The organism is Wolbachia endosymbiont (group A) of Cydia strobilella (assembly GCF_964026745.1).
Taxonomy (GTDB): domain Bacteria; phylum Pseudomonadota; class Alphaproteobacteria; order Rickettsiales; family Anaplasmataceae; genus Wolbachia; species Wolbachia pipientis.
In genome coordinates this window covers 294,266-318,603 of the sequence record NZ_OZ034694.1, presented here as the reverse complement: position 1 = coordinate 318,603, position 24,338 = coordinate 294,266, and the positions used below count along the sequence as shown (strand labels likewise).

Below are 24,338 nucleotides of genomic sequence, written 5' to 3'. Positions count from 1 at the left end.
GTGATAAAAAATAAAATTAATTTTACATGTTATGAGAGGCATTTGCAAGCCTGAATTTATATTGCCGAATTTTATATACCTTTAATCTTAAAAAACAAATCATAAAGCATATTACACGCTGCGTTCACATGCTCATCCTCAATGATAAGTGGTGGGGTTACCCTTACTACTTTGTTGTTTAAAACCCTAGTTATTATTAAACCTTTATCAAGAGATCGACTAATAATTTTATCAGCTACAAGAGTTGCTAGTTCTATTCCCATTAGTAACCCTTCTCCACGAACTTCTAAAATCATCTCAGGAAATTCTTTAGCTAAAAGCAACAGCTTTTCTTTTAAATATTTACTAATTCTTTTAACATGATCAAAAAAGCCTTCTTTTAGCATTATATCGAGCACTGCATTACCAACAGTCATGGCAAGTGGATTGCCACCATAGGTTGATCCATGAGTTCCTGGAGTAATTGCTTCTGCTATATAATCTTTCACTAAACATGCAGCTACAGGAAAACCGTTACCCATAGCCTTCGCACAGGTTAGCATATCAGGTTCAATGCCGACATTTTGATAATGAAATAAAGAACCGATGCGTCCATATCCGCACTGCACTTCATCAAAGCACAAAATTATTCCTTGAGCTTTTGTTATTTCCCTTACTTTTTGAAGATATTCTACGTCTAGTGGATATACTCCACCTTCGCTTTGTATGGGCTCTAAAAATACAGCAGCTATTTCATTGTTGATTTTTTCTTCTAATGCTTTAATGTCATTTCTTGGCACTTTATCAAAACCAGAAAGGAGCGGAGCAAAACCTTCGCGTGATTTTTCATTGCCTCCAGCAGAAATTGCAGCAATACTGCGGCCATGAAAGCCTCCTTCAATTGTAATAATACGATTACGTTTTGCTTGCCCTTTTGAATAAAAGTAACGACGAATAAACTTCATTGCAGCTTCTGTTGCTTCAAGCCCACTTGAGCAGAAAAAAACTTTATCTGCAAAAGTAAGGGTTGTTAAACGCTCGGCAAGCCTTTCTTGCTCGGGAATAGTGAAAATGTTAGAGCAGTGCCATAATGAGCTCGATTGCTCTTTCAGCTTATCTGTAATGTATGGATGACAATGCCCTAAAGAAGTTGTAGAAATACCTGCAGCAAAATCTAAATATTTTTTACCATCTTTATCAAAAAGATATGCCCCTTCTCCCCTGACTATAGGAGTGTCAAGTCTATTATACGCATTAACAACATGATCCATTTTATAAGTATTGTGGTATTATCTATACTATACCTGAAATGAATCCATTAACACAAAGCTTTTCCTTTAACCTCTTATGCTACTTCAACTAAAAATTTGGCTAATGCAAACCTTTTTTGTCATTCTATAGCTAAAGTGACTTGGTTTTACCAACACTTATTAGCCATTGTAAAAGTTTTTGTTTCTATTGAATGATAGTTGTAGCCTATGCAAGAAGTTTATTGACTTTGAGCGCACTTTAGCCTATACAATTTTAATATCTTAAACTACTGGACATGCCCGATCTAAAGACAATGATGTTAAATTTTGGACCTCAGCACCCAGCTGCACATGGAGTGTTGCGTCTTGTTTTAGAGATGGATGGTGAAGTGATCGAGAGGGCAGATCCCCATATTGGGCTTTTGCACCGCGGTACTGAAAAATTAATAGAACATAAAACGTATCTTCAAGCTTTGCCTTATTTTGATCGCCTTGATTACGTATCACCAATGTCACAAGAGCATGCATATTCACTTTGTGTGGAGAAATTGTTGCAATGTGAAGTGCCAATTAGGGCAAAGTATTTACGTGTCTTGTTTTGTGAACTGACGAGAATACTAAATCATTTACTGAACGTTTCTTCTCAAGCACTTGATGTTGGAGCAATGACCCCTCTTTTATGGCTCTTTGAAGAAAGAGAAAAAATACTGGAATTTTACGAAAGAGCTTCAGGTGCAAGGTTTCACGCAGCTTACATCAGGCCAGGTGGAATTGCAGCAGATGTTCCAGAAGATTTGATTGAGGATATTGCAAAGTTTATAGAGCAATTTCCAAAATATATAGACGATGTTGATGAACTTTTAACAGAAAATAGGATATGGAAGCAACGCACTGTAGGAATTAGTGAAATATCAATTAAACAGGCACTTGATTGGGGCTTTAGTGGCCCAATGTTGCGCGCTGCTGGGCTTGCTTGGGATTTGCGAAAAAGCCAGCCATATGAGATATATGATCAACTAGATTTTGATATACCGATCGGCCAAAATGGCGACTGTTATGACCGTTATCTAGTTAGAATGGCAGAGATTAGGCAATCTATCAGTTTGGTGAAGCAGTGCATAGAGAAAATGCCTGAAGGGCAAATAAAAACTGAAGATAGAAAAATTTCTCCACCGTCAAGAGCAGAGATGAAAAAATCTATGGAAGCTCTGATTCACCATTTTAAGCTCTATTCAGAAGGATATCACGTACCAGAAGGTGAGGCTTACGCAGTTGTTGAGGCACCAAAAGGTGAGTTTGGAGTGTATATAGTTTCAGATGGTACCAATAGACCTTATAGGTGCCGAATAAGAGCACCTGGCTTTGCGCATTTACAAGCCTTAGACTTTATGGCAAAAGGACACATGCTTGCTGACGTTGCAGCAATTATTGGCTCACTCGATATAGTTTTTGGTGAGATTGATAGGTAATCATTGGTACCCGTTCAGGCAATGGCGTCATGCAAGTAGCTGACACATAACTGTACGAACATTTGTTTGCAAAGGCAGTATGTTAAGTGTTATAGCCGATTTTGCCTCAAACACAAAGGCAGTGCCTTGACTACTTGGATCCAGAAAAATTGATTGTGTACTATACAACATTTTTGATCAAAAGCGTAACCGTTCACTGTTAGACTGCATTCTGTGATTTTTAGCAAAACATGATCTTTCATTTGAGCTTCCTTCAATTTAAAATAAATACAGAAAATTGCTGCCTATAGCTAAACTGACTTAGATTTACCAACAATCGTCATCCCGCTACTTGTTAGCGGCTAAGAGATACCGCGGCGGCATAGCTATCTTCAAAAATATGGTTGAATAATTGTGTGTATAATTATTAATATTTTTAAACACTTTGGCTATGGCTTTATCTAAGTTTCTCGACCCTAAGCTGGATTTAACCTTCAAAAAAATATGTAGGGTCAAGAACTGGCGCGCCTACTTTAGGGTTTGGTGGCTGATCCATTGTTTTCACAATAGGCCTCAATCCAAATTCCCATGTTAACGTTTCCAGCTCCCGCCTCGTCAAACGCAGCATCCGCACTACGCTTTCCTAGCAGATTCTTTACCAAAGTTTATAACATATTGTGCTGGTGATGCTTTCGGTTTGTAATACCTTATTCTATAGTCTGAATATAGACCCAGCGTTTTGTATATCCATTCGCTACTCCACTTCTTCCAACCAAACCCTCTCTTCACTTTCAGCTAATAAGTGATTTTCTATTTCACCTTCCAAACTTGCCTCCAGCAGCTTTTTTATAAATGGTGTAAATGCTCCATCCCTTCCTGTTAATGGTCTGCCTTCCCTTATTGATGACAGTATATTTGCTTCCAGTTCTTTGTAATCTACCAAACCGGTAGTTCTGTTTACTACTTTCTGACTCATTGTCAAACCTCCATTTTTTTTATATCAATTTATTACTTTTTTTTTGGTTTGACACACTTTTTTGAACATTCCCTGTTAAGATGCCTAATCTACTTTCAGCTCCTCAGTATGTAAACTGCGTGGTAAAGACTCTAATTCCTTTGCAGCACTTAAACTTTTATTTTTTGCATGTATACCAAGCTTATTGAATTCTCGAGCAGCAGGAAACACCCTTGCTTCAAGAGAGCCAGCAGTTTTATTATAATGATCAACAGCACTTTTTAAGCTCCTGCGCAAATTATCAAAGTTTTCACCCATTGTGCAAATGCGCTCATATAAAATATGACCTAGTTCACTGATTTTCTTTGCGTTTTCAGCTATCATCTCTTGCTTCCATCCATACGCTATTGCTCTCAGCAACGCAATTAGAGTGATCGGTGTTGCAATGATCACTTTTTTTTCCACTCCAATCTCTATCAAAGCAGGCTCATATTCCAGTGCTGCGCTAAAAACCCCCTCCCCTGTTAAGAAAAGCACCACAAGTTCTGGCGTATTTTCAAATTGATTCCAATACTCTTTTTTACCCAAATCATTTATGTGTTTTTTTATTGCCAGGGAATGATTCTTTAATTTCTCCTTTTGTATTTGCAAATCATTTTGTGATATAGCATCCATGTAAGAATCAAGCGGCACTTTAGCATCTATTATTATTTGCTTTCCAGATGGCATTTTGATTATTAAATCAGGACGCAATAAATTATCCTCGTTTTTATCAACCACTGACGGCTGAGTAAAAAAATCGCAATATTCAATCATTCCCGCCATTTCTACCACCCTTTTGAGTTGCATTTCACCCCACTTTCCTCTGATGTGAGGCTTTCTCAAGGCATTAGCAAGGCTGGAAGTTTGGTTCATCAGCGCTCCAATTTGCTCCTTTAAACCTTCATAGGCCCCTACCCTCTCTTTTTCCAGCTCGCGTATTTCATTATCAAATTTTTCTAATTTTTCTTTTATTGGAGTTACAACTTCGTTGATCGTTGCTTGTCTTTTTTTGAAATCGCTTTCCGTTTCTTTTAATTTACTATCGATTACTTCCTTTGCTAAGTTCAGAAAATTATTGTTATTTGTCTGCAAAGCATCAAGAGAGAGCGCTTTAAAAGTGTTTGTTAATCTCTCCTCTGCTTTTGTTAGTAATTCTATTTCCTTTTTCTTTTCCTCACGTTCTTTTTGCAGAGTTACTTCAAGTTCTGCTTTTTTGACCCTTAAATCAACTATTTCTTCATTCTTCGTAAGCAAAGTTTGCTTTGTTTCTTGAAGTTCTTGCTCTAATTTACATAAATTACCCTCAAGGTTTGCTTTCTTTTCGCTCAGTTTTTTTACGATAATGTAGAAAAATAGTAATAGAGAGACAACCAGAGCTATAGAATTGAAAAGCATCAGAATAAAAAAGCTGTATTTACAATTCTATATGATTTTTGTGTGTATAAGAAAGAAAAAAGGAGCACCTAAAGAGGTGACCTTACCCAGAAAAAGTAGAGAGAAAGTTAAGACGTTTTTATCATGAGAATAAATTGTGCAGGAATGCAATAGTTAATAGTAGAATGTCTACGTTATTTGTTATAAAAGATTTCTATGTATTCAAATATGGTAGTTCTGGTTTGTTGAGCGAGAAGTATCAATAAGCAGCTCCCTTTTAAGTGAACTTTTCTGCAACAGAGTTATCGTAACAACAGCCCTTATGGCTCATGCTGGAAATGATGTTTTTTGTATTCAATAGAAATTGGTAATTTTGAGAGGTATACTGTGACCCTTGATCGCTATGTAACAGCAGATTTTTATCGGGTTTGCGTTTATCAACGGCCATCAATAAAGAATCTATAACTAATTATCATGTTACTCATTAACCACCATGCGTGAATATAGGTCAATTATTGCCGCCAACAACCTTCTTTAGTTTTTATGTAGGTAATCCCAAACTTTATTTGGCTGATCAGTAGTAAAATTTTGATCCAATGTGTTCGGAGCCACAACTCGGTTGCTTATTTGCTGTTTTTTATTTTTGAACCTTCGTCTAAACTTGGCTTTAATGCCATTTTCTTGCATAACACTTTGTACTGTTTTAATTTTTGCCTAAAGCTTTTAATTCAGCGTGAATTTTAGGGGCTCCATATCTGCATTTAGAAGCTTGATTATTTTTTGAATATCTGCTAGAAGCCCTTCTTTTGCTAATTCTTTACTGCTTTTTTCCTTAGCAACCAATACCACCAGTACAAAACCCTACATAGTTCCTGTGTTTTATAGCAATTTCTATATAAAAGAATACTTTACTCTTTTTCTTTGCCCAGGGCTTTTTTTAAGATGTCTCTTTCTCTTGTTAGTTCTTTTTTTAGATCAAATCTTTCTTTGTTATAAGGAGCCTTTGCCTGGAAATGCGTATGCTCCAGACATTTTTCCATCATATTTTCTTACTTAACATACTGCCATCTATACCTAGATCTTTTGCTATTTTTGTACTTGCTTGACCTGTTTCTTTAACCAGCTTAACAGCTTCTAATTTGAATTCTGCTGTATATTCTCTTCTATTTGTCATATTTTGAAAAAACGTTTTATTTTACTCCAAAAACGTCTTAACTTTCTCTCTACTTTTTCTGGGTAAGGTCAATTTACCGCCGCGGCGCTAACTAGTAGCGGGATGACGGGTTACCAAATTGTAGAAGTTGCTTTAGCTATAAATTCAAGTTTTATCAATGTCTTGTGTTGTTACCCAAATAATGGTTGTGCAAGCGCTTAATTTTTTGATCAAAAAGGAACAAGTTTAGTAAAAAATAATGATATTATTAGTGGAACATAAAACAGTCCCACTGCAGTACTGATTAGAAGCAACAGAGTAGCTTTATCTGGTTGATAATTCAAAATATTAGCAAGTATTATACTGGACCCAGAAACTGGAATAATAGCCAGCAACATCAGTGCTTTATATATGCTCTCATCGTATATACCTATAACATGCTTGTCTAAAAGGACAATTCCTAAAACAAACAGTGGCCAGAATACGTACTTTGCTGTAATAGTGATCAAAGCAAGCTTCCAATCTATTTTAAAGCTTGCAATATTCGCAATGCTCACTCCAAGTAGCACCATTCCTAATGTGACAAATGTACTTCTAATATTCATCATAACATCTGTTAAAAAAGTAGGTATTTGTATATCGTATATACTTAAAAAGAAGCCCAGAACCATCGCATAAAGCGAAGGAAGTTTGAACAACTTTAATATGCATTCTTTTGCGGTATAAATACCATTTGCAGCTATGTAAAATCCTAAGCTGTTTTCAAATAGCGCCATTCCTATATAACAAACAACATATACAGATACTGAATCTTCATCAAATAAAGCCATGGCAATCGGCAGGCCAAAATAACCCATACTTGTGCTGCCCGAGCTAAATGCTAATATGTTTCTTGTGTTATCCTTAAATAAAAAAGAAGAAAGATAATACACTGATAAGGACATAGTGCTACCTATAAACCATATCAAAATCGGCAGAGAAATTACTTTTAAGTTAACTTCTGTATGAGAGACTCCATATAAAATCACTATTGGATTAGCTATATAAAAGAGTATTTGAGATATAGTGTTTCTATCAATTTTAAGACATTTTCCTGCTAAATAACCAATAAATATCGTAATATAAATAGGTAATATTTTTAAGAAAAGAGTAAAGAACATACTAGCCTATTGTGATACTTTTGACTGATAAAGTGATATTAGATCTTAAGGTATTGTAAAAGTAAACAAAATTTATTTTCCAATTTATCCAGCTCATAGTTAATTAAATTAGTGCCAAAATTTGTTTTTACATAGGACTTAAGAATGACATTTTTATGATAAAATTATGTTAAGTTTCTGTAAAGCTTCTTGCATATTTTTGAATAATGACATATTTACTAAAAATTAAACTGCTTGTAGTAATTTAGACGGACTGTTGAAAAAGTAAGAGGAAATAAGTAAAGTTAGGACAGAGAGTAAGAGCTTTAACATAGTTGTCATATTTTTCTTTAATTAACCCTAGTGTCCAATTTATCCACCATTCCTTCACATGAGGTGTTTCTAACCATTTTAATAACAGTAAAAAATGTTTTCTTTCAACGCTTTAAATGTGATATTTTTATTCATTAATTAAAAATCTCAAATGTTACTACCATTTCTGTTAATCCTGTCTCTCATTGCCAAGTTCATTGAAATTGACATTTCCGTACCTAGTTTTCCTGATATGGTGCGCTATTTTAACGTATCAGAAGGAACAATTCAATTAACTATTGCTTATAATTTTTTAGGCTTTTGCATAGGAGGGTTGTTTTTCGGTCCATTGTCTGAATGCTACGGCAGAAGGAGAATTATGATCATAGGTAACACTTTGTTATTAATCGGCGCTGTTGGTTATGTTTTTGCACCGTCGATTTTTTGGCTTTTAATCTCTCGCTTTGTTCAGGGCATTGGTGTCAGCACATCTGTAGTTGTGTTTGCAATCGTTGCAGACAGCTATAAAGGTGACGAAGCGGTGAAATTTATTGGAATCATGAATTCTGTTCTAACAGTTGTCATGGCAATTGCGCCAGTGTTAGGCAGTTTCATCAATGAAATTGTAGGATGGCGTGGTAATTATGCAACTGTTGCAATACTTTGTTTGATCTCTTGGGTTTTGCTGCTTTTAGCGTTACCAGAAACAAAAAAGGACCGCGATATTTTCAGTTTGAAAAAAACGATGAAAGATTACAGAAAACTACTATCTAATCCGAGGTTTGTTACGTTGTCTTTGATGTCAAGCCTCTTTTCTGCCGCTTATATGTCATTCATTACTTGTGGACCTTTTCTGTATATGAAGACTTTTGGTTTATCTAGCACTATTTATGCACTACATCAAGGTGCAATAGTTGGGTGCTTCTCACTCATTAGTCTATTTGCTGGCAAAATCTTGCAGAAACTTGGAGAAATATGGTGTGTAATTTCTGGCACGAGCGTGGGTGCTATTGGGTCTCTATTGCTTGTAATATTCAGTATAATTGTACCCCACTCTTTCTACTTAGTAACACTGTCTATGATTATTTTTTCTATCGGTTGTGCAATTTGCCAGGCAGTGATTTTTAATGCATCAATAAATGTTTTCCCTGAAATTAAAGGTACGGTTTCTTCTGCAGTCTCGTTCATTAGAGCTTTTATCATGGCTATTTTTATCGGCTTAACAAGCTACGTTTACAATGGTCAAACAATTAGTGTAGCTGTTCTTGTTCTATCCGCGATAGTACTAGAACTTGTTTTTACTGCCTGTTTATTGTTTTTAAAAGATCCGGTATAATTAATGATCTTTTTACAGATGTGAGCGATTAACTTTCCCCGGCCAATCTTTCTGCTTCATTGCGTGAAATTAATGCCTCAATAAATTCATCTAGTTCACCTTCTTTTATAATCTGCTCTAGCCGATGTGAAGTTAGATTAATTCTGTGGTCTGTTATTCTTGATTGTGGAAAATTATATGTTCTTATGCGCTCGGAACGATCACCAGAGCCAATCTGACTTTTCCTCATTGTTGACCTTTCCATTTCTTTTTTTTGTCTTTCAATTTCGTATAGCCTTGCCCTCAATACTTTGAGCGCTTTAGCTTTATTTTTGTGCTGCGATTTTTCATCTTGCTGTATCACAACTATCCCTGTTGGCAAGTGGGTGACCCTTACTGCGCTGTCAGTTGTATTCACTGATTGCCCTCCAGGACCACTGGATCTATAAACATCTATTCGTAAGTCTTTTTCTTCTATTTTAAAGTCAACTTCTTCTACTTCAGGTAATATCGCAACAGTAGCGGCAGAGGTATGCAACCTTCCTGAGGATTCAGTTTCTGGCACTCTCTGTACTCTGTGCACCCCTGATTCAAATTTCAACCTTGCAAAAACTTCTGTTCCATTAATGAGTGCAGAAGCTTCCTTATAGCCACCTATACCTGTATTAGAAATGCTTATTGGCTCGAACTTCCAATTTCTTCTTTCTGCATATTTTTGATACATACGAAATAACATTGCTGCAAATAATGCTGCTTCTTCTCCGCCTGTACCTGCTCTAATTTCTAATATTGCATTTCTTGAGTCATCTTCATCTTTGGGCAATAATGCTAACTTTAATTTTGCTTTTATTTTTGGTAATAATACCTTGTGCTTTTCGAAAAATTCTTCTTTTGCTAACTCTTTTATATCACCTTCGCTGTTTTCATCTTTCATTATTTCTTCTAAGTCTGAAATTTCCTCTTTCAGCGTGTTATATTCATCAATTATCTTGATTATTGGCCTGAGCTCAGAGTATTCCTTTGAAAGGGTAATGAATTCTTTTTGACTTAAATTGGTAGGATTTTCCAAATTCCTCTCTATATCATTAAATTTTTTCTTTAAGTCTTGTAAATTATTTTCCATATCCATATAGCACAGATCTAGCTAAGTAATATATACTGAAATAAAAAATTTCTTATATCAAGCAATAACACTATAATATACCTACTACCTTCTAGTTGAATATAATGGCAAAACAGATAACATCAAACTGCAATTTCATATTTGGAGCTTCGGACATAAAATCATTACCAAATGAGTCGGCTCCAGAGATTGCGTTTGCTGGTAGATCAAATGTAGGAAAATCCAGTCTGATCAACTTACTGATAAACAGCAAAAAAGCTGCCAGAGTTTCCTCTAAACCTGGATGCACTAGACAAATAAATTTTTACTCTATGTACGATGATAAGTTCAGACTTGTTGATCTACCAGGGTATGGCTACTCTCATGCAGGCAAGGAGGAAATTATACAATATTTAAACTTAATTGAGTATTATCTAATTCAAAGAGAAAATCTAAGAAGAGTGTTTGTGTTGATAGATAGCAAGGTAGGATTAAAAGAAATAGACAAAGACTTCATTTATTGGTTAATATATAATAACATTAACTTTAACATTGTGCTAACAAAAATAGATAAAGTAAGTCAAAAAAGCTTAGGTGCTGTTATAGAAGATATTCAAAAATGGATTAATAATGAGAATGTGTCAATTCATCAAATGAGCATCCGTGTTAAGCATAAAATAACCAAGGTAAGAGATGAGTTTTTCAAGTTTACAAGATAAAAAAATGAAGAGTAGTGAATTTTTAAAGGGTGAGGTATCATTTGAACAAAAAGCAGAAATATTACTTGAAGTGCTATCTAACATACCTAGCTTTGTAGGCGAGACTTTTGTCATTAAATGCGGTGGTACAATAATCTTAGATGAAACACTATTTAATACTTTTGTGCATAATGTTGTCTTGTTGAAGCAGCTTGGTATAAATCCGGTAATAATTCATGACGGAGAATATGAAATTAACTCAGTGTTAAAAATGCTGGATATGAACAGTAAGTTTGTGAATGGTATCAGACTTACAGACAAAGACACTATGAAAATCATTGAAATGGCACTGTGTGGTTCAGTTAATAAAAAAATTGTTCAGTATATAAATTCTGCTGGTGGTTCAGCTATTGGATTATGTGGAAAAGATGGTAACTTAATTAAAGCCGAAAAAATAACCGCTACGCTTAGAGAAGATAGATCAAATAATATCGAAAAGATATTAGACATGGGGTTCATCGGTAGACCCACTGAAATCAATCCTGATATATTATTTTTTATTGAAGAATCAGATTTTATACCAGTTATTGCACCAATTGGTCATGGAAAAGATGGGGAAGCATATCATATTGATGCCGATAGCACTGCAAGCGCAATCGCAATCGCAGTTTCTGCATCTAAAATGATAATCTTGAGTGACACAGATGAAGAAATAGATAAAATTGGTGGCAGGAAGATATCTGTTAAAAATTTAAATGCATCGATTGATTGTGGGAAAATTAAAGGGGAAAAATTTATTGAAAGGCTTATGGCATACGTTAAAATGGCGGAGGAATGTGCTGGAGTTGTTCACATAGTTGATGGTAGAATACCTAACATTATGCTTGATTTATTTACTGAGAGTAATTCAAGCATATCGATTGTGAGTGATTTATAGCTATACTGCTTGCAACTACACGAATACCAAGAGGGTGTCATTCAAGTAGCTGACACTGGAATGACAACAATCTACGTCATACCGCGATTCATTCGCGGTATCTCTAGATCCCGCTAACAAGTAGCGGGATGACGGTTGTCAGGGTGTCATCCCAGCGCCCTTATGATGTCATCCCAGTGCCCAGACACTGGGATCCAGAAGACTTAATTTCAACCAAGTGGCTGCATAATAAGGACTAGATTCCAGACTGGAATGACATCATAGAGGCACTGGGATGACAAAAAAAGGAGCACTAAACTTGTCAAGGAATTTTATGGCCTAGCGTCACGCGCTGGAATGACATCATTTACGATGTAACATTTATCACTTTTGCAGATACAATTTACATGCTATAATTGAGTCTTCATAGATGGTAAATTGGAGTGCAAAGAAGTAAAATTAAAGTAGAAATAAAAAGATTATCACACGGAGAAGACTTGTCTCTTCCATGTTATGCAACTACGCAGAGTGCTGGCATGGATCTTTATGCTGCATTGAATGATTCTGCTGTTTTAAATCCACTTGAAAGATTACTTGTTCCAACTGGAATTGTGATTGCAATACCAAACGGTTTTGAGGGGCAAATCCGCCCACGTTCTGGTCTTGCTGCAAAACATGGAATCACTGTCTTAAATTCTCCGGGCACTATAGACTCTGATTATCGAGGTGAAGTTAAAATTTGTCTAATTAATCTAAGTAATCAGCCATACGAAATAAAAAGAGGAGATAGAATCGCACAAATCCTTATTTCTCCTGTATCTCAGGTAATTTGGGATGACAGAGAAGAATTCTGCGCAGAAGAAACCGGTCGCAATGCAGGGGGCTTTGGCTCAAGCGGCAGGTAGCTTACGAAAAAGCTTGACTATGACAGTTCTTTTATACACAATTTAAGCATATTAATATTTTATTAAATGAAGTCGTTTATGCTAACTTTCAAAAATCATTGTGGCCAGCTCCACAAAGCAAACACTGTATTTGTTGCATTTACTGCTATATACGTTATAGGTGGATTAGCAATACTTTCAACACCGCTTTGGAGGCCTTCAACTTGCAAGCTAGCAGCTTTTGCAGCTACACCACTTGGAATGGGCGTTTTAGCATTTGTTGCTGCTGCGCTGACTTATTTAGCAATATATGCTATCAGCAAAAATAACGAAATATCTGAGTTGAAAGCTCTGAAGGTTATTAAGGATGGGTTGCTAGTAACAAAAGACGCATTTAGGGAAATTGCAAGGAATAACCAAGTTAAAGATGAAGAAGGTCAGGTAGAAAAGGATAAACATTATATAGACTTCAGCTTAGAAGGCAAGAACTACCGTATTATTGTTGATATTAATCAGTTTACCAATAAGCTAGGCAATACTTCACTCTTCGAGATAGATTCACTAGAAGTGAAAAACAAAGAAGGTAAGTTCGAGACAGTAGATAAAACAGAATGGAATAAAACATTAGGTTTAGAAAAAGAGGGCGCTAAAGAGGTTAACACTTATTTAGGCTCGCTTATTGTTGAACAAGTTGCTTCTCAACAACAGACAGTATAGCCAAGTGAAATAAAAGAGGTAGATTAAGTCTGCCTCTTTGTTTTTTTTGATTTTTAGTGTTACGCGCATAACTGCATGGATGTTGCGATTCTCAAGGCAACGTATCTGTTTAGATGCATGGCTAATGCTGAAACAAAAATTCCAGTGTTCCCTTTCTTGTCATCCCAGTGCTTGACACATAACTGTACAAACATTCATTTTTGAAGGTAAATTGCACAACAGATAATGTCATTCCAGTGCTCCCTTTCTTGTCATCCAAGTAGCTGACACTGGGATGGCTTTGTTGCATCACACTTTATGAGATGGTGATTTATGGTAAATTCATGTAACTATCTCAAATTTAGCCATACCAATATCAGTGAATTTATTAAGCAAATAGCATTTGATTAGCAGTTCTTTTTCTCGATTTATCTCAGATTTATTCCTAAAACTAAATCCGAATATTTGCTTTAATCTTGAGAAAAACCCTTCAATATAAGATCTTTTCCCATAATTTACTTCTTTTTTCCATTCTTTCATGCCATCTTCACCGTATAATTTTATTAACCTAATAGCAGCATTCCTGTCAGACATATAATCTATTTCTGGATGTTCTGCCGCATTGTTTATTGGTGGAATTTTTGTCTTTATATCATATTCGTTACACAACTTATAAAACTTGTGCCTATCACATGCCCTATCTGCATATAGTACTTTTATGACATACTGAAAATCGACTTCTTTTAGCAAATCACAAGCTCCATAGTGATCAGAGTAGACACCGTTACTGTATTTTACAGCTATGGCTTTTTTGCTGTTTGTATTCAACATTACATGCAATTTTCTTGTCTGTTCATAGCTGCGATACTTTCTATCTTCGCTATTTTCTTTGCTATGACCAGGAGTGTTGTTGTATATACTAATTCCTGTACTGTCTATAGCAATTTCGATATCTTCCATATTATTTTTATCAATTCTGCAATCATTGATCTTAATATTGAGTTTCTTAAACCTTCTTGATGATTGTGAATAGCTGATAACTTGCAAATTTTTCCCAATTTGCTCAAGGTATCCTGCTATAAACCCAACTGTTTGCCTCAGGCCTATTCTAAATAAACAAGTTATTATGTGCACCAAAATTACAACTTTATCGCTATAAATATTGTTGCCACCTGGTATTTTTGGACCATTCTCGTACCACTTTTCTATGGCTTCGTTGATATAATGAAAAATATTTCCTCTTTTTTCTAGAAATTTGTTATATTCGCTATGGTTACTGACCCTCATTTTTTGTGGCATATTTTTTCTTTCAAGGTTAAATGGCTATTTTATAATGAATTTTGTCAGTAGCCACCAGATTTTTTCAGTTGCTATGCAACAAAGCCATTCCAGTGTCAAGCACTGGGATCTGGTAGACAATGTTCATACAGCAGCTACTCGGATGACACCTTGTGCTTGCTGGCTATAATTGCTAAGGATTTTTATTTAATTTAACTGCATCTTTTGCCTTATCCAATAACCCATTAATAAAACCAATTTCGCTTGGTTTATCAAGTAAATCAGATGCAATGTTAGTATATTCATTAATGACAACTGGAACTGGCGTATCACAATTAGCTAACTCACATATTGCAACACGCAAAATAGATAAGCTTATAAGATTTAACCGTGAAAGGGACCAACTTGGGTGTAAATAAGACTCTATTATTTTATCATATTCTTCACTGCTTTTTATAACCTTATATAACAAGTTTTCTAAGAACTGATGTTCAAATTCTTCACATTCAAATATATCTTTCAACTTATTTATGTAGTCCTTAAGCTCACAATTTTCCAGTTTAAAAGTGCTTTTGTTGTAACCTACGAAAATATTTGAATAAGCAATTTGTACAGCAAGAAATCTTGCCGTGCTTCTTTTTATGCGCCACTTTTTATCTACTGGTTTTTCCTCCATTATTTTAATTTATTGTGTAAATCTATCATACGCAAAACAGTTGAGGCTGCATGGCCACCAACGTTCTTTTTGTTTTTATCAGCTCTAACTAGTGCTTTATCTTTGCTGTCAGCGGTAATTACACCCATACCAAGGGGTATTGCATAATGCATAACAACCTCATTTAAGCCTTCAATTACTCCTTTACAAACATATTGATAATGATCGGTTTCACCGCGAATTACGCACCCAAGAGCTAAATAACCATCATAATTAGTATGCCCACTCTTGACTGCAAAAAGAATTGTAGCTGGTATCTCAAATGTACCAGGAACCTCAACTACATCGTAACTGGCATTACTGCCTTTTAATTTATCAATTGCACCTTCAAGCAAAAGGTTCGCTATTTCAGTATAATAAATCGAATTAACTATTAGTATTCTCGACATTTACTACCACTTTTTTTGTTAAAAACAACTTTATTAATGACTGTTGAATTAGAGTTATAATATTACTAAATATCCAATATATTACCAGGCCGGCAGGAAAAGAAGAAAAAATAAAGACAGAAATGTAAGGTAAAAACTTCATAACATTTACTTGAATATCATCTTTACTGGTTTGATCTTTCTCACTTAGCTTCTGCTGAATTATCATGGTGGCACCGAAAATTATAGGTAAAATGCCTATAGAAATAGGAAAGTTATAATTAAACAACCCAAATAATGTAAAGATGTTCGTTGGGTCAGGAGCTGAAAGATCCTTAATCCATAAAAAAAAAGGAGCATGCCTCATCTCTATAGTAACAAATAATACTTTATATAGAGCAAAAAATACCGGTATTTGTATTAGCATGGGAAAAATGCTCGACATTGGATTTACGTTGTTTCTCTTAAACAATGCAATTGTCTCTTTACGCTGCTTTAAGCTGTCATTTTTATACAACTCTTTTATACGAGTTAATTCAGGCTGCAGGCTTTTTACCTTAAACATCGAAATATATGATCTATTAAATAAGGAAAGCATCAAAAGTTTGATTACTAAAGTCAGCAATAATATTGCTAAGCCAAAATTTTTTAAAACGAAGTTAAAATATTCAAGCAGTAAAAACACTGGTTTAGTTATAAAGTAAAGAACACCAAAATCTACAGCTTTATCAAACAGGGGTATATTGAGAGTGTCCTTATAAGAATCCAGTAAATTCAACTTTTTTGCTCCAGCAAAAAAATAATTCACATTAGAAACGCTTGCACCAGGAAGTATGCTCTTGTAAGGTTTGACAAAATCTACTTGGAATTTATCAGTATTATTAACGTTTGTGTGTTTAATGCTTACATTTATTTTATCAGATTTTTCAGGTATGATGGCTGTGAGCCAGTATTTATCAGCAAAACCAAACCAATTTTTTTCACTCGTGCTTGCTTTTATTAAATGTTTTTTGGAAATATCCTTATATGTCCACTCCTCTAGTTTATTATCAAATGCACCCAGTACTCCTTCATGGGATATCCAATAAGATTCGTTGATATTGTCACGTTTACGGTTAATTTTACCATAAGGAACCAAAACTACATTATCCTTTGTATTATTTTCAACAACTTGCTCAACTTTAAACATGTAATTATCGTCGAGGTTAATTTTCATTCTAAATAAAATGCCATTCTCATTGTCCCAAGATAAATTGACCTCTTTTTGATTAAGTTTATCTGCTCGCCAGACTGCTTTAGAATCTGGAACTTTAATCTTGTTACTCGGATCGAGCCACCCAAATTCTGCAAAATATACATCTTTTGATTCTGCAGGTGACAGTAACACCACTTGTGGAGAAGAAGAACTCGGTTCTAAGTGGTAATTAGTTAAAATTAAGTCATCAAACCTTGCACCTTTCAGAGAAATTGATCCTTTAATCATGTTATTGGTTAAACTAACCCTCTGTTCTCGAGTAGAATTAATAATTTCAGAACGATTTTGGTATATTATAGGAGCAAGGTCGTTAAAAGATTCGATATGTTCAATATTTTCAATCAATGGCTGGTTTTGGTTTGTACTAAAAAAATTATCATAAATAATACGCCAAGACACCATGATTAACATGGAAAGGATAGCTGCCAAAATTAAACTTTTTGCTTCTGACATGAAATTAAATCAAACATATCTTCTTAAAGTGTATACTAAATATTGTACTAAAACAATGAAATTTACTTATTTTTAATAATAACTTTTAACGCTGATCTTTAAAATTTATTTTAATAGCTTCAAATTTTAACAATATGAACGCGGTGAAAAATCTAGTTATTTGGTTGCTAATAATAGCCACTACTGCAATGCTTATTGATTCACAAAGGGACAAACTAAGCGACAGATTTCTCAGTACTTTTTTACCATATAAAGGAAGAATTCAAAATAGCGGTCAGAATAGTGGAAGTATTGAATTTACGAAGTCATATGATGGACACTTTTATATTCAGGCTCAAGTCAATGATCGCAATATAACGTTTTTGCTTGATACTGGAGCAACCGATATTGTTCTATCACAAAAAGACGCATTACATGTTGGTATTAACTTACAAAATGTTCAGGATTTTAAAATATATGAAACTGCGAAAGGTCAAATAAAAGCTGGAGTGGTTCAAATACCTCAAGTTAAAATAGGAAATTTTTTGATTAATGATGTACAGGCAAGCGTTAACACTCATTCTATGTCTCATTCACTACTTGGAATGAGCTTTTTAAGGTATTTTCATTTCACTATAAGAGATAATAAGTTGATATTATACCGCGACTAAACACTTCTACAATCTACTTATCAAAGCTCTGTAGGTCAATATAGGAGCAGAAATAAATATTGCAGAACAAGTGCCAATCAAAATACCAAAAAAAATGATCAAGCTGAAGTCTCTCACTGCATCTGTGCAGATTAATACCAAAGGAAGAGCAGCAAGAAGGGTTGTACCAGAAGTTAATATAGTGCGAAATAATGTAGCGTTGATACTTGCATCTACTACCTCACTCATCCGCCCACTTTTACCACTCCTGCGATACTCTCGAATCCGATCATATATAATTACTGAGTTATTGATTGAATAACCAATGACAGTAAGGAGAGCTGCAACTGATGAAATATTAAACTCAATGCCAGTTAGGCTAATAAAACCAACAGTTAAAATCACGTCATGAATCAGTGCTGTTATTCCACTGAATCCACATTGCCAATTAAATCTAAACCAAACGTAAAAAAATATTCCAACAATCGCGATCAACATGGATAACATTCCTTCAAATATTTGTGTTGAGCTTATTTGTGGGCTAACATAGTCTATTTTACGATAGCTTATTGAGCTCCCCAGCTTTTCTTCTAGTATGCTTTTTATCTTTTTGATTTTATCTTCATCTCCTTCATCTTTAAAACGCATGACTAAATTATCACCCGCTTTTGAACTCTGCACTGTAAAACCATTTTCTTTTAATGCATCGAGAATAGAGTGATTCTCATCTGAAGATTTTATCTCTATCAAAATTCCGCCTGCAAAGTCTATGCCTAAGTTCACTCCACGCAGCACAACAGTGAATATTGAAAAGATGATAAGAATAATGCTAATTAATGCAGTCAAATCCCTATATTTACTAAACTTGATATCGAGGTTGTCTGGAATGAGTCTAAGTGCCATGCTATTTACTTAAACTTGAATTTTATATACTTTTCAAAAAATTCACTAGTTTATTCTGTGATTGTTTGATTATGTCAATTTTTCCATCAGTTAATTCTTGTCTGTCAATTAAGTTCTATCTAGCTTGCATACTACCATTTTGAAGTACATTACAAAAGCGAAATACTGCCAATTTGGCCCATCATTTTATCTCTGCAAGCTTATCCCCCCTTTGCTATGTTAGCAACGCAACCTAAGCTAGGTTCCTTCATAGCAGTGTTAGGTACACTGCCATATCTTTCAAAACTTTCATGCTCTATAGCTTCCTCAACACTTTTTCCTCCTAAAAGACAGTTTTCCCCTAAACTTTTTCCCCTATTTTTTAACTCATTAAGCCTTGCTCTGTTTTCCCCATCAATCTCCACTTTTATTTTATTGCTGCCTTTCTCACTAGGACTTAGATAAATACTTATCTCTCCTACCTCAGTAGTAAAAGACATTTCAATACCACCTTTTGAGACATCCATGTAATTTCTTTTTCCCCCTATTTCTTCTACATTTTCAACTCTTACTATACTTTCTCCAATTTTGAGTATGCCAACTCTTAAATTTAAGTCTTTGGCTTTTTCATTGTTTAGGATTTCTGCAACTTCAACAATACTATCTTGCGAGTACTCTATACAAAAATATCTATTATCCTTGTCTACTCCTAATACATTTTGAGTCTGCTTGCTTTTGTTTACAATACTTTCATATGCTAAACCTTTTAGCTTGCTTTCAATTTCCTTACATTTCTCAGAAAGACCATCATCAAATCCATTACAAGTAACTATCTGCTCAAACTCATTCCCATCGAAAAAATTATGGCGTTTTACTTTCCCACCTTCTAACAATAAATTACTAACAATGCTTTTGATAATGTCCTCTTCGGACACTTCATTTTTTTTGTTACAGTTTTGATCTTCACTTTCTTTGTTACAGTTTTGACCTTTACTTTCTTTGTTACAGTTTTTATCTTTACTTTGATAGGGAAAGTTATCAAATACAAAAGTGTTACTTCTGTTACTTATATGACTACCACTAGTAAGATCTTTTATTTCTTCAAATACTGTATTTGTTACAGTTTTGTTACAACAACTACATTTTAAATTTAACATTACTTCTTTTTCTAAGTATTTAGCTACTATGCACTTAATACTTTCTGGAGTATTTTTTATACCTTTTTGTTCATTTTGTTCTGTTATACCTCTCACCTCCCCACAGCATTTATCAATCAGATCCTGTTTACTTTGAGTTAAGAGGTTGTCCGGAAACAAGTAAAAGGCTATAATATCTGAAATTTTAGTACGGGGTAAAGATGAGAAAAAAGTATCCAACAGATCTAAGCGAAAGGGAATGGGCAAGAATAGAAAAACACTTCAGAGTATCATACAAGAAAGGAGGAAGGCCGCCAAAGTATAGCAAAAGAGAAATATTAGAAGCAATTTTCTATGTATTGCGTACAGGGTGTCAATGGCGGTATTTACCAAATGATTTTCCGCTATGGAAGACTGTGTATGAGCAGTTCAGGCAATGGAAGAAGCAGGGAATTTTTGAGAAAATGAATTATGAAATTACAAAATATAGTAGAAGAAAAATAGGAAGGAATGAGCAGCCGAGTGCCTGTATAGTAGATAGTCAATCTGTAAAGACTACAGAAAAGGGGGGATCAAAGGCTATGATGGAAGTAAAAAAGTAAAGAGTAGAAAAAGGCATATAATTACAGACACTCAGGGTTTTATACTAGGTTGTTACGTAGGTGCTGCTAACGAAAATGATAGAGATGGTATTAAAATAGCATTAAACAATATGAGAACAAAATATACTAAAGTTAAAAAAATGTGGGCTGACATGGGATACCAAGGAAGAAATTTAAAGAATCACATAAAGGAAGAATATGACATAGATATTGAAATTGTTAAAAGGCCTCCATGTAGATTTTGGGTGCACAAAGATACGCCACCTGAGCTACTACCAACAAGAGAACAAGGGTTTAAAGTACAGCCAAGAAGATGGGTTGTAGAAAGGACTTTTGCTTGGGTTAATAGGAATAGAAGGCTATCGAAGGAGTATGATTTACTCACAACATCCACTGAGAATTTCATATACCTAGCTATGAGTAGGGTTATGTTAAAGAGGGAATATGCTTGAATTTACTAGTTTCCGGACAACCTCTAACGACATTTTTAGTTTCATAAAAAGTGAGTCTTTTAGAAAAGGATTATCATCTTCTAGGTCCCGATCATTTTCTGAATCCAAATCATCTGTTAACTCCATTGAATCAAGATTACCTGAACTATAGTACGAACCCTTTTTTGAGTCCGAACTATCTTCTGAGTTCCCATCACTATCTGACCAATTGTCAACTTTCGGAAATTCTGAGCTTTTCTGTTCACCTTCAAAAGTCTGATTACTACCACCAGCGCCCTTTGTCAAATTTTCTTTATTTTCACAAGAACCACCTAAAGAATAGCCTTGACCCTCTTCTTGATCTGAAGCACTTAATTTACTATAAGTTGCTTGACTATAACCATTGAAGTTATAACCTAAACCATTACTACCATGCTGTAAAGGATCGCTTTCAAAAGTTTGTGGATTATCACTTTCACCTAACAAACCACCATTTGTTGGATTACATACATTTTCTGTATATTTTTGATTATTTTGTGCTTCTATTTTCCTCTTCTTGTACAACGGTTCAAACTGATCAATTTCAATCGATCGTACTCGTTTCCTTGAAGGAAAGTCCTCTGGAATCTGATCCTCATCGTCAGAATTGTGACCTGAATCACAAATTACATGATCATTGCAGGTAGAATTATGCTCTTGACTAATCAAGGAAAGCTGAATTAGATTGCTAAAAACAATATTATCTAGCTGTACTGAATCAGTACTTTCAAAAATTTGTGGATTATTACTCACGTCTGGCAAATCACCTGATAAACCAGTCTGATGATTATTTTCACCTACCCAACCATCAGTTGGTGTTGGAATGCATATTCCTGTATATCTTTGGCTATCAAGAGAATCATTAGTTAATTGTACTGCTGTATAAGTTGTCCGGTCATCCTCATCATCGGAACTAATACCTGAATCATGGCCATCACCTTCTTCAATCTTTTGAGTTTCTATATCGTGTTCATTTATTTCGCTCGACGAATCATAGTTGGAAGGGTTACACTGTTGATTAGGACGTTTAAAAATTTGACGCCAATCGCTGTAAGGCTCCTTAAAATCGAAAGGAGTGCGTATAACTTTTTCCTTGCCTGATACCCCACCATTCATATTGTATAACCATTACTCACTAATCCCTTAGTGAATATCGTAATATATAGGTCTGTCAATAAAAAAATATAACTTTCTTTGGTTCTAACCTTTGCAAATCAGTATCTATAGCTCGGTAATTTCTCATACGTTGCACTCTGGACCTAGGAGCGTTGTTAATAAAATCCACGACAGCTAGACAATCCTTGCTCGTCCACTAAAAGGAAAAGCAGCAAGGAGCGAACCAAAAGCGATAAGAAAGGATCCAAGCCAGATTATAGACATTCCAGGTTTATAGTGCACTTTGGCTGCGATTTTGCTCTTACTCTTATCAATCTCTCCAATTACAACATAAATATCAGAAAGCAAATTGTGGTAGATACTGCTTTCAACATTTTTCTGACCTTCCGCAAGGTAAAATCTATATTCAGGAGTTACTTCACCTAATATCTTATTATTCAGCAAATTCCTGATATCCATTGTACCCCTCACTGCATGGAAATTTTTTTCTTTTATTAGCTCAATATTGCGTAAAGTAACTTTAAATTTATTGACTGTTATGCTATCCCCTATTTTTAAGTAATTTTCTTTTTTCTCCTGCCAACCAACTGAATAAGCTATACCAAGCACTAGAATTGCCACTCCAGCATGAGCAAGCATCATTGCATAGTAGGACTTAGAAACTCTTCTTGCTAATAAAATTGATTCACCAAATGCTACCTTAAATAAACGAATTCTTTTACTGTATGCTTCTAAAACAAAGATTAATAATGCTATGGAGATAGTAATTGATAGCACAATTATTAGCTCCATGTGAAAGATAAACGGCAAAATAGCTGCAGCACTGCAGAATGAAAATCTATATTCACGGAATATTGGCAATAGACTATTTCCCTGCCAACTGCAGTATTGCCCGATCATGGTGAGCACTAGAATAGCTAGTGCAATAGAGTTAAATAAAGAATTGTAATATGGTGCTCCAACTGAAATTAATTCACCGGTTAAATACTCAAGCACTGTAGGGTATAAAGTGCCAACGAACACGATGAAAAAGGCAGTGATGAATAATAAATTGTTCATCAGTATCATCGTAAAGCGTGAAAAGAATCTTCTACCCTCTGTCACTTGAGTAGCAAGTTTCTTTCTGGATTCCAGTGTCAAGCATTGGAATGACATCGCAGGCGTGTGATTTTTTCTCGTAAATACTACAAATATTACTAAGCTACTGACTGTAATTACACCAAGTAGAGCTAATATATATAGTCCATATCTTGGGTCATCTGCAAACGTGTGCACTGAGGTAAGTATTCCTGAGCGGACTAGAAATGTTCCAGTCACACTCAATATAAAAGTTGTAAGCGTAAGTAAAATAGCAAAGTTCCTTAAAACATTGAAATTCCGTACCACGAGCAACAAATGTGTCAGCGCTACTGCAATTAGCCACGGCATCAAAGAAACGTTTTCCACTGGATCCCAAAACCAAAATCCACCCCACCCAAGTTCGCGATATGCCCACCAGCTACCCAAGCTGATGCCCAAAGTGAGCAGCGACCAAGAAATAAGTACCCAAGGCCTGACAATTTTAGCCCAAACATTTCCTTCAGTATTTAAAATTAATCCAGCTATAGAGAGCGAAAAAGGAACGCTAAATCCAAGGTACCCCAAATATAATATCGGTGGATGAATAGCAAGGCCTATATCCTGCAATATCGGATTAAAACCCAATCCATCTGTTTCAATGCCTGGCATTTTAGTGAAGGGGCTGGATTCAATTAAAGTGAACAGCAAAAAACAAAAGCAAATCAGCCCATGAGTGATAAGAGATATTTTTTTTAATTTACTACCATTAGTTCGTTCTGGTGTCATTCCAGTGCTTGACACTGGAATCCAGTTTTTATTACACTGCCATTTGATGTACTCATTTGCAATTAAATTGTCTGGATCCCAGTGTCTGGGCACTGGGATGACAGAAGAAGAGACTGGGATGACAGAAGGTATATAAATATCCATTAGTAATAAATACATGACAAGCACTAAGGTCCAAAGCAACATGGACCCTTCTTTGTTTCCCCAAACACCACAAATCTTGTAGATCAAAGGTTTTGTTGTGTGTGAGTGGTAGTATACGTTTTCAAGTGAAAAATCATTTGTAATGTGGCAGTAGATCAAAATAGCCATTGACGCTGATACAC

At 35.0% G+C, this 24,338-nt stretch carries 25 protein-coding genes and 1 pseudogene; 8 read left to right on the top strand and 18 right to left on the bottom strand.

Annotated elements, in window-relative coordinates; genetic code table 11:
• Positions 1 to 71: 71 nt before the first annotated feature.
• Positions 72 to 1,250 (bottom strand): aspartate aminotransferase family protein, encoded by a 1,179-nt coding sequence (locus AAGD76_RS01530; RefSeq protein ID WP_341820268.1) that lies wholly within the window; start codon positions 1,248 to 1,250, stop codon positions 72 to 74.
• Positions 1,251 to 1,525: 275 nt separating this feature from the next.
• Here AAGD76_RS01530 and AAGD76_RS01525 point away from each other — a divergent pair, with 275 nt between their 5' ends.
• Entirely contained in the window at positions 1,526 to 2,698 is a 1,173-nt protein-coding gene (locus AAGD76_RS01525; RefSeq protein ID WP_010962676.1) for an NADH-quinone oxidoreductase subunit D, read from the top strand.
• A gap of 27 nt (positions 2,699 to 2,725) precedes the next feature.
• Here AAGD76_RS01525 and AAGD76_RS01520 read toward each other — a convergent pair whose 3' ends face one another.
• From AAGD76_RS01520 to AAGD76_RS01495, 7 genes and pseudogenes are all read right to left on the bottom strand, one after another.
• Entirely contained in the window at positions 2,726 to 2,869 is a 144-nt protein-coding gene (locus AAGD76_RS01520) for a hypothetical protein (RefSeq protein WP_153296793.1), read from the bottom strand.
• 589 nt (positions 2,870 to 3,458) lie between these two features.
• Positions 3,459 to 3,653, bottom strand: a pseudogene (locus AAGD76_RS01515) (IS256 family transposase); the annotation flags it as partial.
• 84 nt (positions 3,654 to 3,737) lie between these two features.
• Entirely contained in the window at positions 3,738 to 5,069 is a 1,332-nt protein-coding gene (gene rmuC, locus AAGD76_RS01510; protein ID WP_038199773.1) for a DNA recombination protein RmuC, read from the bottom strand.
• Positions 5,070 to 5,325: 256 nt separating this feature from the next.
• Positions 5,326 to 5,511, bottom strand: coding sequence for a DDE-type integrase/transposase/recombinase (locus tag AAGD76_RS06400; protein ID WP_338062968.1), 186 nt, complete (start codon positions 5,509 to 5,511; stop codon positions 5,326 to 5,328).
• Positions 5,512 to 5,956: 445 nt separating this feature from the next.
• The gene (locus tag AAGD76_RS01505; protein ID WP_007548353.1) at positions 5,957 to 6,091 is read right to left on the bottom strand and encodes a hypothetical protein; all 135 of its coding nucleotides are present in this window, start codon (positions 6,089 to 6,091) and stop codon (positions 5,957 to 5,959) included.
• A complete protein-coding gene (locus tag AAGD76_RS01500; protein ID WP_007548354.1) occupies positions 6,088 to 6,222 on the bottom strand; it encodes an IS3 family transposase in 135 nt (44 codons plus the stop codon). Before AAGD76_RS01500 ends, AAGD76_RS01505 begins: the two co-directional genes overlap by 4 nt.
• Positions 6,223 to 6,431: 209 nt before the next feature.
• Positions 6,432 to 7,361 (bottom strand): AEC family transporter, encoded by a 930-nt coding sequence (locus AAGD76_RS01495; protein WP_141456821.1) that lies wholly within the window; start codon positions 7,359 to 7,361, stop codon positions 6,432 to 6,434.
• A gap of 463 nt (positions 7,362 to 7,824) precedes the next feature.
• Here AAGD76_RS01495 and AAGD76_RS01490 point away from each other — a divergent pair, with 463 nt between their 5' ends.
• Positions 7,825 to 8,988: a multidrug effflux MFS transporter gene (locus tag AAGD76_RS01490; RefSeq protein WP_264329806.1), complete on the top strand. Its 1,164-nt coding sequence runs from the start codon at positions 7,825 to 7,827 to the stop codon at positions 8,986 to 8,988.
• Positions 8,989 to 9,016: 28 nt separating this feature from the next.
• On the opposite strand, the gene prfA is transcribed toward AAGD76_RS01490, so the two are convergent.
• Complete coding sequence (gene prfA / locus AAGD76_RS01485) at positions 9,017 to 10,096, bottom strand: peptide chain release factor 1 (RefSeq protein WP_007548640.1); 1,080 nt, start codon at positions 10,094 to 10,096, stop codon at positions 9,017 to 9,019.
• Positions 10,097 to 10,194: 98 nt separating this feature from the next.
• On the opposite strand from prfA, the gene yihA reads away from it, so the two are divergent.
• The 4 genes from yihA to AAGD76_RS01465 all read left to right on the top strand — a co-directional run bounded on the left by yihA (position 10,195) and on the right by AAGD76_RS01465 (position 13,284).
• Positions 10,195 to 10,788, top strand: a complete 594-nt coding sequence (gene yihA / locus AAGD76_RS01480; RefSeq protein WP_010962460.1) for a ribosome biogenesis GTP-binding protein YihA/YsxC — start codon at positions 10,195 to 10,197, stop codon at positions 10,786 to 10,788.
• A gap of 4 nt (positions 10,789 to 10,792) precedes the next feature.
• Positions 10,793 to 11,704 carry an acetylglutamate kinase gene (gene argB, locus AAGD76_RS01475; RefSeq protein ID WP_341820552.1) on the top strand — a complete coding sequence of 304 codons (912 nt, stop codon included), beginning with the start codon at positions 10,793 to 10,795 and terminating at the stop codon, positions 11,702 to 11,704.
• Positions 11,705 to 12,126: 422 nt separating this feature from the next.
• Entirely contained in the window at positions 12,127 to 12,588 is a 462-nt protein-coding gene (gene dut / locus AAGD76_RS01470) for a dUTP diphosphatase (protein ID WP_006279458.1), read from the top strand.
• A gap of 78 nt (positions 12,589 to 12,666) precedes the next feature.
• The gene (locus AAGD76_RS01465) at positions 12,667 to 13,284 is read left to right on the top strand and encodes a hypothetical protein (protein WP_246165642.1); all 618 of its coding nucleotides are present in this window, start codon (positions 12,667 to 12,669) and stop codon (positions 13,282 to 13,284) included.
• Positions 13,285 to 13,405: 121 nt separating this feature from the next.
• Here AAGD76_RS01465 and AAGD76_RS01460 read toward each other — a convergent pair whose 3' ends face one another.
• The 5 genes from AAGD76_RS01460 to yidC all read right to left on the bottom strand — a co-directional run bounded on the left by AAGD76_RS01460 (position 13,406) and on the right by yidC (position 17,332).
• Complete coding sequence (locus tag AAGD76_RS01460; protein WP_167471207.1) at positions 13,406 to 13,573, bottom strand: hypothetical protein; 168 nt, start codon at positions 13,571 to 13,573, stop codon at positions 13,406 to 13,408.
• A 32-nt stretch (positions 13,574 to 13,605) separates the two neighbouring features.
• Entirely contained in the window at positions 13,606 to 14,562 is a 957-nt protein-coding gene (locus AAGD76_RS01455; RefSeq protein WP_264329805.1) for an IS5 family transposase, read from the bottom strand.
• Between the two features lie 172 nt (positions 14,563 to 14,734).
• A complete protein-coding gene (nusB, locus tag AAGD76_RS01450; RefSeq protein ID WP_007549265.1) occupies positions 14,735 to 15,217 on the bottom strand; it encodes a transcription antitermination factor NusB in 483 nt (160 codons plus the stop codon).
• The gene (locus AAGD76_RS01445; protein ID WP_006279647.1) at positions 15,217 to 15,645 is read right to left on the bottom strand and encodes a 6,7-dimethyl-8-ribityllumazine synthase; all 429 of its coding nucleotides are present in this window, start codon (positions 15,643 to 15,645) and stop codon (positions 15,217 to 15,219) included. Before AAGD76_RS01445 ends, nusB begins: the two co-directional genes overlap by 1 nt.
• A complete protein-coding gene (gene yidC, locus AAGD76_RS01440; RefSeq protein ID WP_341820267.1) occupies positions 15,623 to 17,332 on the bottom strand; it encodes a membrane protein insertase YidC in 1,710 nt (569 codons plus the stop codon). Before yidC ends, AAGD76_RS01445 begins: the two co-directional genes overlap by 23 nt.
• Before the next feature lie 134 nt (positions 17,333 to 17,466).
• On the opposite strand from yidC, the gene AAGD76_RS01435 reads away from it, so the two are divergent.
• Positions 17,467 to 17,982 (top strand): TIGR02281 family clan AA aspartic protease, encoded by a 516-nt coding sequence (locus AAGD76_RS01435; RefSeq protein WP_006279648.1) that lies wholly within the window; start codon positions 17,467 to 17,469, stop codon positions 17,980 to 17,982.
• Positions 17,983 to 17,988: 6 nt separating this feature from the next.
• Here the strand turns inward: AAGD76_RS01435 and secF are convergent, their stop codons facing one another.
• A complete protein-coding gene (gene secF, locus AAGD76_RS01430) occupies positions 17,989 to 18,864 on the bottom strand; it encodes a protein translocase subunit SecF (protein WP_341820266.1) in 876 nt (291 codons plus the stop codon).
• A gap of 200 nt (positions 18,865 to 19,064) precedes the next feature.
• Positions 19,065 to 20,096, bottom strand: coding sequence for a hypothetical protein (locus tag AAGD76_RS01425; protein ID WP_341820265.1), 1,032 nt, complete (start codon positions 20,094 to 20,096; stop codon positions 19,065 to 19,067).
• Positions 20,097 to 20,200: 104 nt separating this feature from the next.
• Between AAGD76_RS01425 and AAGD76_RS01420 the strand changes: the two genes are divergently transcribed.
• A protein-coding gene (locus AAGD76_RS01420) for an IS5-like element ISWpi1 family transposase (RefSeq protein ID WP_341820157.1) occupies positions 20,201 to 21,033 on the top strand; the annotation gives its coding sequence in 2 pieces (ribosomal slippage) (positions 20,201 to 20,570 and positions 20,570 to 21,033; 834 coding nt in all).
• Here the strand turns inward: AAGD76_RS01420 and AAGD76_RS01415 are convergent.
• A complete protein-coding gene (locus AAGD76_RS01415) occupies positions 21,013 to 22,167 on the bottom strand; it encodes a hypothetical protein (protein ID WP_341820264.1) in 1,155 nt (384 codons plus the stop codon). The genes AAGD76_RS01420 and AAGD76_RS01415 overlap by 21 nt on opposite strands.
• A 174-nt stretch (positions 22,168 to 22,341) precedes the next feature.
• The gene (locus AAGD76_RS01410; protein WP_341813900.1) at positions 22,342 to 24,324 is read right to left on the bottom strand and encodes a heme lyase CcmF/NrfE family subunit; all 1,983 of its coding nucleotides are present in this window, start codon (positions 24,322 to 24,324) and stop codon (positions 22,342 to 22,344) included.
• Between the last annotated feature and the right edge of the window lie 14 nt (positions 24,325 to 24,338).